Source organism: Yersinia sp. LJYL362 (genome assembly GCF_048323875.1).
This window is the reverse complement of record NZ_JBLWEX010000148.1, coordinates 1-11,937: the sequence shown is the minus strand read 5'-3', so window position 1 is coordinate 11,937 and position 11,937 is coordinate 1. Positions and strand designations below refer to the sequence as shown.

Sequence of the window (11,937 nt, the reverse complement as noted above, 5' to 3'; positions counted from 1 at the left end):
CCTTGTCAGTGATTCGGGTGACAAATCGGTCAGGAACCGATTTGAACGCTGCTTGCAGCGGCCTCGTAGAGGCGAGGCCCATGGACGGGCCGAGTAACTAGCGCAGCTAACACCCCTGTAGCGTCAAGGACGAAGGAGAATTAGTGGAGTTTCAGGCGCGGGCGAATAACCCGGTTAATCCCGCCCACCAGCATCATCAGGCCAGTTTTAGTATAGCCATGCAATGCGACTTGATGCATACGATACAATGAGATGTAAACAACACGGGCAACACGCCCTTCCACCATCATAGAACCGCGCATCAGGTTACCCATCAAGCTACCGACCGTACTAAACTTCGACAGCGATACCAGAGAACCATGATCTTTATAAATGTATGGTTTCAGTGGTTGCTCATTGAGCAATGCTAAAATATTGCTATAACAGCGGCTGGCCATCTGATGTGCAGATTGCGCACGCGGCGGCACAAAACCGCCACTTGGCTGTGGACAAGAAGCACAGTCACCAATCGCAAAAATGTTGGGATCTCGGGTTGTTTGCAGCGTCGGCTCAACCACCAGCTGGTTAATACGGTTGGTTTCCAGCCCTGCAATATCTTTCATAAAGTCCGGCGCTTTAATACCTGCCGCCCAAACCATCAGATCAGCATTAATAAACTCACCATCTTTGGTATTCAGGCCCTTTTCATCAGCGCTGGTAACCATGGTTTTGGTCAATACACGAACACCCAGTTTAATCAGTTCCTGATGTGCCGCCGCCGAGATACGTGGCGGTAGTGCTGGCAGAATACGTTCACCCGCTTCAACCAACGTGACATTCAGTGCGTGGTTATCCAAACCTTCAAAACCGTAGCTATGCAGTTGTTTTACCGCATTATGCAGCTCTGCAGACAGCTCCACACCGGTGGCACCGCCGCCAACAATGGCGATATTAACTTTGCCTTTTTCACCCGGTTGCGCTGAATACTTCAGGAACAGGTTAAGCATTTCATTATGGAAGCGGTGGGCCTGATGCGGGTTATCGAGGAAGATGCAGTGATCCTTCACGCCCGGCGTACCGAAATCATTCGAGGTACTGCCCAGAGCAACCACTAAAATGTCATAGGATAATTCGCGTTTTGTGACCAGCACATCGCCGTGCTCATCACAAATCTCAGCCAGACAGACGCTTTTGGTTTCACGGTTAATATCTGTTAACGACCCCAACTGGAAATTGAAATAATGGTTGCGCGCATGAGCCAGGTAGCTCAATGCATCAACACCATCATCCAGAGAACCGGTAGCCACTTCATGGAGCAAAGGTTTCCACAGATGACTGTGGTTACGGTCAACCAGAACAATCTCAGCTTTTTTGCTGCGCCCCAACTTATGACCCAGACTAGTTGCCAGCTCAAGGCCGCCGGCACCACCACCAATAATAACGATTTTTTTCTTCGGCGTTGTCAAAATGACCCCCTAAATGTGAACCAATTGTTAGCTAAGGGTAAATGAATAATATTCTTAGATAACATAGGGTTCGCTGATGCTAATTCAATAAACTGGAGTCAGAATATCATGCAGGGTTATTTGGTCATACCAAAATTGATATATATCAACTTTTTTTGATTAAAGTGCCAGCAGAGGGATTTTTTCTGGAATAAGATTCAAATAGTTAGCGTTTAGTCACAGTTTACACTTTTTTTATTTGATCGGGGATAATAAGCAGTTTTGCGATTTTTCGTCATAAAAATGGCCTAAAAAAAGCAGGCGAAACGCTTTTTTTAGGCCAAATTGCACAGAACTGTGGGTATTACAATTAACCAGTCATTAACAAAAAACCGGTTAATTTGATTATTTATCCCAGAGTTTTAAATGCTTTTATCCGCTGCAAATGAGGTGACAGATCTTTAAACTTGTGGCCTTGCTTTTCATCCCAGACAATTTCGTAATAAGGATGCAAATCACCGGCAGTGCGCTTGCTATCAAGCATTTCATCATTGCGCGACAACACGACTAAACAGCGATCGCGGTTTTTCTCGCGAAAATCACTGATACATTTGCTGGCGATATCGACGTACTCTTCCGGCCTGTCAATTTTACCGCTCATATTGTCTTGCGGGTAAAGATTGGGGTTGAAGGCAACCTGTCGGATGCCACACAGAAAACCAATTCGTTCGGCCCAAAAGCCCCCTAACCCCACACCACAAATCAGTGATTTGGCATCGCCACCTTGCTGAATAGCCTTATCCACTTCTTTCAATAAATGCTGCATATCATGGCGAGGATGCAACGTGCTGTAACTGATGAAACGCACATCCGGATCAATGAATTGCAGTTGCAGAACTTTCTCGTGATTGCCAGGGCTGTTGGAATCAAAACCATGTAGATAGACGATCATATCTATTTTATCCTCGCGACATGTAACTTATCTCAATTGGCTTTTATGTGCATCCCAACGTTCGCTGAGTGCCGTTAATGCCTTATTCGCCTGCTGCCAACGCGATGATGCCATCAACGTCTGACGGTCAAACTGCCCAGAATGATACAAGCGCGCTACTTGATCTGCTTTGACGGGCGACAGGTTATCCAACACACTTACCGCGCCCTGACGGTTATTACAGACCAGAATCATATCGCAACCGGCATCCAAAGAGGCTTGCCCACGCTCGGCATAACTGCCCATGATGGCTGCCCCTTCCATCGACAAGTCATCAGAGAAAATGATGCCATCGAACCCTAACTCTTGGCGCAATATGGTTTGGAGCCAGTAAGACGAACCACTGGCTGGACGCGCATCAGCTTCAGTATAAATCACATGAGCAGGCATAATGGCATCCAGTAATCGCCGCGCAATCAGTTCGCGAAATATAACCATATCATGAGTGCGGATTTCTACCAGTGGTCGATTATCCCGAGGCGTCTCTTTATGCGAATCTGCCGTTACCGCCCCATGCCCGGGGAAGTGCTTACCGGTGGTTTTCATACCCGCGCTGTGCATCCCGCGAATAAAGCACTCTGCCATTTTCAGTGCTTGTTGCGGGTCACTGTGGAATGAACGCTCGCCGATAGCGGCGCTGACATGGCCAATATCCAGTACCGGCGCAAAGCTGATATCGATATCCATTGATATCATTTCAGCCGCCATCAGCCAGCCCGCATCTTGTGCTAACTGCGCCGCAGTGGCTGGATCATTGATCGCTGCAAACGACTGAGCCGCAGGTAAGCGGGTAAAACCGTCACGAAAGCGCTGTACCCGGCCTCCTTCCTGATCAACCGCCACCACCAGACGCTGGTGGGACGCCGCCCTTACCTGACGGACTAACTCGCGCAGTTGCTCGGCATCATGAAAATTACGGCTGAATAAAATCAGGCCGCCCACCAGCGGGTGCTTTAAAATCTCACGTTCTTCTGCATCCAGCTCATAGCTGGCAACGTCTAACATTACTGGACCCACGACAACCTCACATAATTCCCCTTCGTTCTTGAAGCTGCAGGGGTGTTAGCGGCGCTAGCTCACCCGAATCACTTACCAGTGTAAGCTCATCGGGACTCGTTCGCTTGCTGCCTACCTGCAACACCAAGCTCTTTGGGGAAGCGTTAAAAATAAAATCAAAAAGATAAATTAAACCGCTGGCGTAGCGGCACCGTCCATTGTAAAAACTCGCGCTCTCCTGTTTGCTGCCAGCGCACCTCGAACCACATCAACATCAGGTAATCAACCCACGGCACCCAGCGCTGTATCTGGCGGGATAAACGATCAATATCAGGGTAACCCTGCTCATTCTGGCAATAGTGCTGTAAAAAAGCCTGTTGCTGGGGCGCTGACCAACCATTGCCACGAAATAGCGCGGCAATATCAAGAGCAATATCGCCGTCAGCCGCATATTCCCAGTCAATCAATTTCAACCCGGAGGGTGTCGCCAAAAGATTGCCGGGGTGAATATCCATATGCAGGGGTGCCAGTTTCACCGGTTGCGGCGGTGATCTGCGCAGAAAATGCTGATGCAACCGTAACCAGCTTGGTGAAAGGCGTTTGGTATCAATCTGCCCGGCATAACGGATGAGCTGAGCACGTAAATCCAGGCGATAACCGCTGGCGGGTAGATGATGCAAGCGGGTCAATAGCTGTGCCAGCTGACCATTATTCGATAATTCAATGAATTGCGCGCGAGTGACAACGTCACCTTCGAGCCAGTTGACCACCAGCCAGTGTTGATTTGCGGCGATAATCGTGGGTGCCAAATGGTAACCCGCCACGTGTCGCAATAGCTTGCGCTCCCGCCGCCGGTCCACCCCCAACTGGGTTTTCTGCACCGATTGTTCGCGCGCCAGCCAGTTAATATTCGCAGTCGTGTTTGATGGGTAAGAAATACGCCAACTTTCACCAGTCAGGCCAGATACCGGGCTAATATGCCAATCTGCCTTGATAAAATCGGCTGCATGAATAAAACCGTCGGGGGTAGCATCCACCGACGGTTTGATGCTTTCAATCAGCGCATACAGGGAAGGATCAGCGCTTAACTGGGCCATTACCTGACCAGATGATTTCGCCGGTTTGTGCCTGCATCAGTTGCATTTCAATGGTCGGTGACTTCACATCACCACTGACATCGCTGTACAACACATACTGAGCACCGACATAGCGAGCCAGGCCAATAGCTTTGCTGCGAGAGCCGAGACTATCTTCTTCCGATAACCCTAAAGTTTGCTTAGCGACAGCTAATTGCTGCGGCGAGATCAACACAAACTTTTTATTTGATGACAGCACTTGATGTAAGGCCGAAGTGGCTTTCGCCGTTTGCAACGCGCCATTAGTGTTATTTTTGACACTATCGAGAAGCAATATGCTGCCGTTTGCTACATCATTGCTGTTAACCATTTGCGCAACTAAGGGTTCTACGTTGGCGGCCCAATCAGTCGGTTGCTGCATTTTGGGTGGCGGCGGCACGGTGTCTACCGGCGGAGGCGTTTCAGTCACGGGAGGCGTGACAGGTTCGATGGTCACGGGTGGTGTGGTTGGCTCAACAGGTGGCTGAGTGATACACCCCGTCAGCACAAGTGCCGCCAGAGCGACAGATAAATACCGTTTCATTGTCCCACTCCAATAGCGCGATGATAAGAACCGAGCTGTTATAAAAATATAGGGTTATAAGAATAAATAAAGACGCGCACTACGCGCATTAAAATTATTATTAATTGATTGAATATCCACATCATCATTTGGCGCAATAACGATAAACCGTGGCGCTTCCAGTGGCGGCACATCCAAGCCCTGCGCATCATACCAATAAAAGCGGTAATTTATTTTTATCGGTTTACTCTGGCTATTGGTCACCACCGAGCGCGCTACATTATTCCCAGATGAGGTTGAAATTGCAGGTTGAGACGCCAAAATACCCGCCGTCAGCACAGACGAATCCATGACCACGGTTTGCTGCTTATTCACCGCAATCCCTTTCGGGCTGCTGCACCCCAGCAATGTCGCAATACACGCAAGCGCCATCAGCGGCAATAAAAACACCTTCACAGGGCGCATAGGCTTACCTCAGTTATAGTCCTGTCATACTTCAAGCTATTTATGTGACAACAACGAACCCAACTCACGGCCACCGACCAGATGCATGTGAATATGGTAAACCACCTGCCCAGCATGACGATTGCAGTTGATGATCAGACGATAGCCATCTTCAGCAATACCTTCCTGCTCTGCAAGTTTAGCAGCCACAGTGATCATTCGGCCCAATGTCGCTTCATGTTCTGCTGTGACGTCATTCACAGTTGGAATAAGAATGTTAGGAATGATTAAGATATGAGTTGGTGCCTGCGGGGCGATATCACGAAACGCGGTCACCAGTTCATCCTGGTAGACCACGTCGGCAGGGATTTCACGGCGGATAATTTTGCTGAAAATCGTTTCTTCGGCCATTACGCATTTCCTTGAAAGTGATAAAATGAGGAATGCGTAGTATGAGCGACAATTTCTATTGATTTCAACCTCAATCATTGACCGCGGGCATAAGCCGCTGCTTTTTCAAACAAAGCGGGCTCCGGACGAATGCCGGTATACAGCACAAATTGCTCAACCGCCTGAATAGCAAAGACTTCAGCGCCGGTAATGACGATTTTCCCTTGTGCTTTGGCGTAGCTTATCAGCGGAGTCATCGCGGGCAGTGCCACTACATCAAAAACCACCTCGGCATGTTCAACCTCGGTTTCAGTAAAAGCCATGCTATCGGCCTCTTTCCCCCCTGACATCCCCACTGGGGTGGCATTGATTAATACATCGGCTTCAACACCCTGCATATCAGGCTGATAGGTGTAACCGGATTGTTCGGCTAATTTTTTACCGGTTTTTTCGTTCGTCGCAATAATAAATCCCTGCTTAAAACCGGCATTTTTTAGTGCAAAAGCCACGGCTTTCGCCATCCCACCACTGCCTCGCAATGCGAATACTTTATAGGTAGGCACCTGATAACTCTCCAGCAATTTCGCGATGGCGATATAGTCGGTGTTATACGCTTTCAGATAACCATCAGAATTAACCAAGGTATTAACCGAATTAATTGCGGCGGCGGATGCATCCAGCTCATCTACCATTGGGATAACCGCCTCTTTAAACGGCATTGAAATTGCACAACCTCGGAACCCCAATGCCCGCACACCGCCAATTGCCGCGGCCAGATCCGTGGTGGTAAAGGCTTTATACAGGTAATCGAGATCCAGAGCATCGTACAAAAAATTATGAAAACGAGTGCCAAAGTTGCTGGGTCTGGCGGCCAGAGAAATACACACTTGGGTATCTTTGTTTAAATAACGGGTCATCTTCTTTCCTCAAATAATCACGGCGTTCTGTCTGCGGCCTTTTCCGATAAGAAGTGCTGAGACACAAACGCTTGCTGTAGTGAAAATTATCGGCTAAAAAGATGATATATAAAACTGCTGAGTTAGACTCAATTAGGTTCCTCTTTTATGGTCAGCCGACGCCTTGAACAGCAATACTTACGCTTATTAAATCAGGTTGGGGTACAGCCGATTGAGGTTACACTGCAAGAACTTGCGGATAAACTCAGCTGCACCAAGCGTCACATGCGGACACTACTGGTTCAGATGCAACAAGCTGGCTGGTTGAGATGGCAAGCAGAGGCAGGTCGTGGCCGCCGGTCATATTTACAGCTATTGCGGAACACTCATCAGCTTTTAATTGAAAAAGCGGAACAGTTATTAGATTCCGGTGGTTTTAATGAAGCCATTGCCCTATTGGGCGAAGATAAACAGCTGATTACCCCCTTGCTGCGGGCTAAACTTGGGTATCGGATACGCGATGACTATCAAGCTCTGCGCATCCCCTACTACCGCACCATGACAAATCTTTACCCCGGCACAGCACTACGCCGCTCTGAGCTGCACTTAGTCCGACAAATTTTTAATGGTCTGACCCGAGTAAATGAGGAAAACGGTGAAGTCACCACCGATTTAGCTCACAAATGGCGAATGCTCGACCCATTGCATTGGCGCTTTTATTTACGCCCGGCGGTGCAATTTCATGATGGTCGCGAGCTTTCCAGCCGTGATGTCGTCAGTTCACTGACCCGCAGTGCCGTATTGCCGCTGTTTTCACATATTCAAAAAATTAGTTCGCACGGGCCACTCAGTGTGGTGATTGAACTTAATCAACCGGACCCACGCCTTCCCCTGTTACTCGCCCATCACAGCGCACTGATTCTGCCGGAAAATCATACCACGCACCCCGATTTTGCCTCTCACCCGGTGGGCACGGGGCCTTATCGAGTGGCTGAAAATGATAACTGGCACTTGCAGATGAAATCCTTTGACCACTATTTTGGTTTTCGAGGTTTGCTGGATGAAGTTGAGGTGCTTATTTTCCCGGATTTGGCGCGCCAACCCTCTGACACGCCTGCCGTGCTGTCGGAGCAATTGAATATGGCGAATATACAAAGTGCCACCTGGCTCAGTTCCAGCATCAGTGATATTGATTATGTTTCTGGAAAAGCTGCCAGCCTGACCGGTAAGCCATCAGACTCAACACAAGAGATGTTTCTAGAGCGCGGCGGGTATTTTTTGCTGTGCGATAGCCGCTCACCGCACTGGCACGATATTAAACAGCGCCGCTGGTTGCGAAAAACGCTCAATCCTTATCATCTTATCCAACGGCTAATTGAATCCATTCGCCCCTTCTGGGTACCCGCCAGTAGCGTCCTACCCACATGGTTTCATGGCATTGATGCAGGAGAAGAGTGCTCTCCTTTTTCAAGTGATATAGCGACAGAATCAGAGGATATGCCGGTATTAACGCTGGCTTATCATGCCCAGCACCCTGAATACTCGATGTTGGTGACTGAAATGACTCATATTCTGGCCGCTCAGGGCATTAAGTTAGATATGATCGAGCTGGATTACACCTCTTGGGCCAAGGGTGAGGCCAAAGCTGATTTGTGGCTGGGCACAGTGAACTTTGCCGTTCCTGAAGAGTGGAATGTTGGCGCATGGCTATTGGGCTTCCAGTTGCTGCGTCAATCCATCACTGGCGGTGATGATGCTGATTTACAGAGCTATCTGCATGATTGGCGCAACCAATCCCTGGGTAGCGAACAATTGATCCGAGAGATCATCGCCAATGGATGGTTGCAGCCATTATTCCATCACTGGATGCGCCTAAAAGCCCCCGAACAAGCCCAAGGCGCGCACTTAAATAATTTAGGTTGGTTTGATTTCCAGACTACCTGGTTGGAGCCGGAATAACATAAATAAAAACCATTCAAAATAAACATTAATCACACAGAAGATAACGTGTGATTTTTATATAGACATTTAATTTATATTTCCATGCAACAATAAAGATGAATACTAACAGATTTAATTAACCTTATCATTTAATGATGTTATTTACCTATAACCGTTAATCCAATAAAAAATAAAATATTACTTCTTGACGATGTGTTTCATTAAGTGATACTCCTATTTTAAGGAAGGTAACAAGATAGGGAATTACATTCAGCCAAAATATTAAATTTATATATTTAATTTATTTTCATAAGTTGAATGAAGATGGAGGTACAAATACTTTCCTTAATGGACCTGCCAAGAGGGAGTTTTTGGCACTCATAATCAATGGAGGAATAAACTATGTCTCGCTTGAAAAAAGAAATCATTGAAACTGTAATTGATACTTGTAAAACTAAAACACACCAACCGCAGCATCTTGCGGAAGCAATTCTAGACAAGATAGCCGGCGGTTGGGTTAACGCTTTTGCAAACTGGACAAAAAGTTTTTAATATCGCAAAAGGGCTGCTTATGGCAGCCCTTAGGAAGGTGATGTCGATTAAGTACACCTTGGGGATTCAATAGAATTCCGGACTTTTTAGCCATTTAATCCGCTTGCTGGTTTCGTACTTCGAAAAACGCCATATTGGTGATATAAGCTCGCGCTTTAACTCGCTATCAGTGGTAAAAGATGCCTTTACCGCCGACATGGTTGCGTCGCTGTTAGATATTGTGGTGGTCATCGGGCTATTATTTTTGATGTGGGCCTATGATGGCTACCTCGCAGCAGTCGCCGTGCTGATATCACTGACCTATGCGGCCATCAAATTCTTTCTTTTTAAAGGCGGTTTAGCCCCACAAGAAAGCGGTTCCATTTCTTTAGATGGTATAGACATCCGTCGATTGGGTCTTGGAGCTTACCGTCAACACATCGCTTACGTGCTACAAGAAGACCGGCTATTTGCGGGGTCTTTACTCGACAATATCAGTTCGTTTGATGCTCAACCTGAGTATGAATGGGTATTTGAATGTGCACGCCTTGCTTCCATTCATACAGAAATTGAAGCCATGCCGATGAAGTATGAAACCATGGTGGGTGATATGGGTAGCGCCCTGTCTGGTGGGCAGCGCCAACGAGTTTCTCTGGCTCGCGCTTTGTATAAACGCCCACGAATATTATTTCTCGACGAAGCTACCAGCGACCTGGATATCGACAATGAAGCCCGAATTAATGATTCGATACGCGCGTTGAAGATAACCCGGATTTTTATCGCCCACCGCCCAACAATGATTGCCATGGCGGACCGGGTATTTGATCTCAGCAAAAATGCTGAAATAGAAATGGAAAAGGAAAACCCTCATGCACTTTTTGCCTAATATGCATACCTCAGCAATGATATTCACCCTTTTATTGTCTGCCACCTCGCCGTCAGCCCTCAGTGCTACGTCTTCGGGAAAAGTCATGCATATGCCGCTTGAGTGGGATGATACGGCGATACCGGTAGTCAATGTGGAAATCAATGGACTACGTCAATCATTTTCAATTGATACCGGTTCCGAAATGGGCCTGCATTTAACCAAAGAGGTGATGGCGCAACTGCCCGGATTGGTGCCCGTTGAGGGAAAGCGCCGATCTATCGATCTGACAGGAAAAGTGCTTTTCAATGAGAAATTCCATATTCCACAACTTTCAATCAACGGCATGATATTTAAGGACGTTAAAGGTGTTTCATTTACACCTTGGGGCCTGACTCTTAACCCGAAAACCGCCCCTCGCAGTTCGATGGTCATTGGTTTGGACTTATTCAAGGACAAAGCGCTGCTGATTGACTATCAAAGTCAGCGGCTATCCGTTGCTGATAATGCTCAAGCATTGGGTATTAATATTGCTGATGGGTGGATTTCATTACCGCTACGGTTAACATCAGAAGGCATTACGATTAATGTCACGAAAAATACTAAAGAATACAACATGGTGTTGGATACTGGCGCAACCATATCGGTATTTTGGCAAGAACGGCTTAAATCTGCGGTTATCAGCCTCCCTTGCCAAGTATTGATCGGAGATATAGAAATGGAAAACTGTATAGCAACAGATTTTCAGCTAAACGAAAAGGGCACCACAGGGATTGGTTTTAATGCAGTGCTACTCGACGGGGTATTTAAGCAGATGGATACCGATGGATTAATTGGCAGTAACTTCCTCAACAAATTTGCCGTAGTAATTGATTTTCCAGGACAAAAACTACACATCAAAAAGTTTAAAACTGCGTAAATAATCCTTTAGAAATAATAAGATATGATATATATGAAGCCTTTCTGAACACAAAAAAAGGGAGGCTTCCGCCTCCCCTTTGCACTCCCCAGACCTGAATTAATGATTACGGATATACTCGTCCATATCTGTTTTCAGGTTATCAGATTTCGTCCCGAAGATAGCCTGAACACCTGAGCCTGCGACCACAACGCCCGCAGCACCCAATTTTTTCAGACCAGACTGGTCAACCTTGGACACATCGGCCACACTGACACGCAAACGAGTGATACATGCATCCAGGTTAGTGATGTTTTCTTTACCACCAAATGCTGCTACCAGTGCTGCTGACATTTCAGTGCCACCCTGAATAGTTTGCTCTGTCGCTGTGTCTTCACGGCCAGGTGTTTTCAAATTCAGTTTGGCGATCAGGACACGGAAGATGGTGTAGTAGACCAGACCGTAGCAAATACCCACCAGAGGGAACAACCAGATACGGCTGCTATTGCCACTCAGTACCACGAAGTCAATCAAACCGTGGGAGAAGCTGGTACCGTCACGCATCCCAAGCAGGATACAGATTGGGAAGGCCAGACCTGCCAGAATTGCATGAATAACATACAAAATTGGCGCCACGAACATGAAGGAGAATTCGATTGGTTCGGTGATACCGGTCAGGAATGAGGTCAGTGCTGCGGAGATCATGATCCCGCCCACTTTTGCCCGGTTCTCCGGCTTAGCAGAATGCCAAATAGCGATTGCTGCTGCTGGCAGACCGTACATTTTAAACAGGAAGCCACCAGACAGTTTACCCGCAGTTGGGTCACCCGCCATGTAACGAGGAATGTCACCGTGGAATACCTGACCCGCTGCGTTGGTGTATTCACCAATTTGCATTTGGAATGGTACGTTCCAGATATGGT

13 protein-coding genes and 1 pseudogene are annotated in these 11,937 nt (G+C 47.4%); 5 read left to right on the top strand and 9 right to left on the bottom strand.

Features of this window, described 5'->3' with window-relative positions:
* Positions 1-140: 140 nt before the first annotated feature.
* The 8 genes from ACNSO8_RS06950 to ACNSO8_RS06915 form a co-directional block, all read right to left on the bottom strand.
* Positions 141-1,445, bottom strand: coding sequence for an NAD(P)/FAD-dependent oxidoreductase (locus tag ACNSO8_RS06950; RefSeq protein WP_418394219.1), 1,305 nt, complete (start codon positions 1,443-1,445; stop codon positions 141-143).
* A 388-nt stretch (positions 1,446-1,833) separates the two neighbouring features.
* Positions 1,834-2,376, bottom strand: coding sequence for an alpha/beta hydrolase YcfP (gene ycfP / locus ACNSO8_RS06945; protein WP_005170673.1), 543 nt, complete (start codon positions 2,374-2,376; stop codon positions 1,834-1,836).
* Between the two features lie 27 nt (positions 2,377-2,403).
* The gene (gene nagZ, locus ACNSO8_RS06940) at positions 2,404-3,432 is read right to left on the bottom strand and encodes a beta-N-acetylhexosaminidase (RefSeq protein WP_418394218.1); all 1,029 of its coding nucleotides are present in this window, start codon (positions 3,430-3,432) and stop codon (positions 2,404-2,406) included.
* 155 nt (positions 3,433-3,587) lie between these two features.
* Entirely contained in the window at positions 3,588-4,508 is a 921-nt protein-coding gene (thiK, locus tag ACNSO8_RS06935) for a thiamine kinase (RefSeq protein ID WP_418394217.1), read from the bottom strand.
* Positions 4,489-5,070: a penicillin-binding protein activator LpoB gene (gene lpoB / locus ACNSO8_RS06930; protein WP_418394216.1), complete on the bottom strand. Its 582-nt coding sequence runs from the start codon at positions 5,068-5,070 to the stop codon at positions 4,489-4,491. Before lpoB ends, thiK begins: the two co-directional genes overlap by 20 nt.
* Positions 5,071-5,124: 54 nt before the next feature.
* A complete protein-coding gene (locus ACNSO8_RS06925; RefSeq protein WP_418394215.1) occupies positions 5,125-5,514 on the bottom strand; it encodes a YcfL family protein in 390 nt (129 codons plus the stop codon).
* A 36-nt stretch (positions 5,515-5,550) separates the two neighbouring features.
* Complete coding sequence (gene hinT, locus ACNSO8_RS06920; protein WP_004873877.1) at positions 5,551-5,904, bottom strand: purine nucleoside phosphoramidase; 354 nt, start codon at positions 5,902-5,904, stop codon at positions 5,551-5,553.
* Between the two features lie 74 nt (positions 5,905-5,978).
* Positions 5,979-6,800, bottom strand: coding sequence for a shikimate 5-dehydrogenase (locus ACNSO8_RS06915; RefSeq protein WP_418394214.1), 822 nt, complete (start codon positions 6,798-6,800; stop codon positions 5,979-5,981).
* A gap of 147 nt (positions 6,801-6,947) precedes the next feature.
* Between ACNSO8_RS06915 and ACNSO8_RS06910 the strand changes: the two genes are divergently transcribed.
* The 5 genes and pseudogenes from ACNSO8_RS06910 to ACNSO8_RS06890 all read left to right on the top strand — a co-directional run bounded on the left by ACNSO8_RS06910 (position 6,948) and on the right by ACNSO8_RS06890 (position 11,035).
* Positions 6,948-8,738: an SgrR family transcriptional regulator gene (locus ACNSO8_RS06910; RefSeq protein WP_418394213.1), complete on the top strand. Its 1,791-nt coding sequence runs from the start codon at positions 6,948-6,950 to the stop codon at positions 8,736-8,738.
* 384 nt (positions 8,739-9,122) lie between these two features.
* A complete protein-coding gene (gene xyeA / locus ACNSO8_RS06905; protein ID WP_418394212.1) occupies positions 9,123-9,272 on the top strand; it encodes a XyeA family cyclophane-containing RiPP triceptide in 150 nt (49 codons plus the stop codon).
* A 94-nt stretch (positions 9,273-9,366) separates the two neighbouring features.
* A pseudogene (locus ACNSO8_RS06900) lies at positions 9,367-9,588 on the top strand (ABC transporter transmembrane domain-containing protein); the annotation flags it as partial.
* Positions 9,562-10,137 carry an ATP-binding cassette domain-containing protein gene (locus tag ACNSO8_RS06895; RefSeq protein ID WP_418394220.1) on the top strand — a complete coding sequence of 192 codons (576 nt, stop codon included), beginning with the start codon at positions 9,562-9,564 and terminating at the stop codon, positions 10,135-10,137. The pseudogene ACNSO8_RS06900 and the gene ACNSO8_RS06895, both read left to right, overlap by 27 nt.
* Positions 10,121-11,035, top strand: coding sequence for a hypothetical protein (locus ACNSO8_RS06890; protein ID WP_418394211.1), 915 nt, complete (start codon positions 10,121-10,123; stop codon positions 11,033-11,035). Before ACNSO8_RS06895 ends, ACNSO8_RS06890 begins: the two co-directional genes overlap by 17 nt.
* A 99-nt stretch (positions 11,036-11,134) precedes the next feature.
* Here the strand turns inward: ACNSO8_RS06890 and ACNSO8_RS06885 are convergent.
* Positions 11,135-11,937: PTS transporter subunit EIIC (locus ACNSO8_RS06885; RefSeq protein ID WP_418394210.1), on the bottom strand; the 803-nt coding region annotated here is incomplete at its 5' end.

Coding starts and splice junctions, on each gene's coding strand:
- hinT (WP_004873877.1), bottom strand. CDS start 5,904: ATGGCCGAAGAAACGATTTTCAGCAAAATTATCCGCCGTGAAATCCCT.
- ACNSO8_RS06925 (WP_418394215.1), bottom strand. CDS start 5,514: ATGCGCCCTGTGAAGGTGTTTTTATTGCCGCTGATGGCGCTTGCGTGT.
- xyeA (WP_418394212.1), top strand. CDS start 9,123: ATGTCTCGCTTGAAAAAAGAAATCATTGAAACTGTAATTGATACTTGT.
- ACNSO8_RS06915 (WP_418394214.1), bottom strand. CDS start 6,800: ATGACCCGTTATTTAAACAAAGATACCCAAGTGTGTATTTCTCTGGCC.
- ACNSO8_RS06890 (WP_418394211.1), top strand. CDS start 10,121: ATGCACTTTTTGCCTAATATGCATACCTCAGCAATGATATTCACCCTT.
- ACNSO8_RS06910 (WP_418394213.1), top strand. CDS start 6,948: ATGGTCAGCCGACGCCTTGAACAGCAATACTTACGCTTATTAAATCAG.
- thiK (WP_418394217.1), bottom strand. CDS start 4,508: ATGGCCCAGTTAAGCGCTGATCCTTCCCTGTATGCGCTGATTGAAAGC.
- lpoB (WP_418394216.1), bottom strand. CDS start 5,070: ATGAAACGGTATTTATCTGTCGCTCTGGCGGCACTTGTGCTGACGGGG.
- ycfP (WP_005170673.1), bottom strand. CDS start 2,376: ATGATCGTCTATCTACATGGTTTTGATTCCAACAGCCCTGGCAATCAC.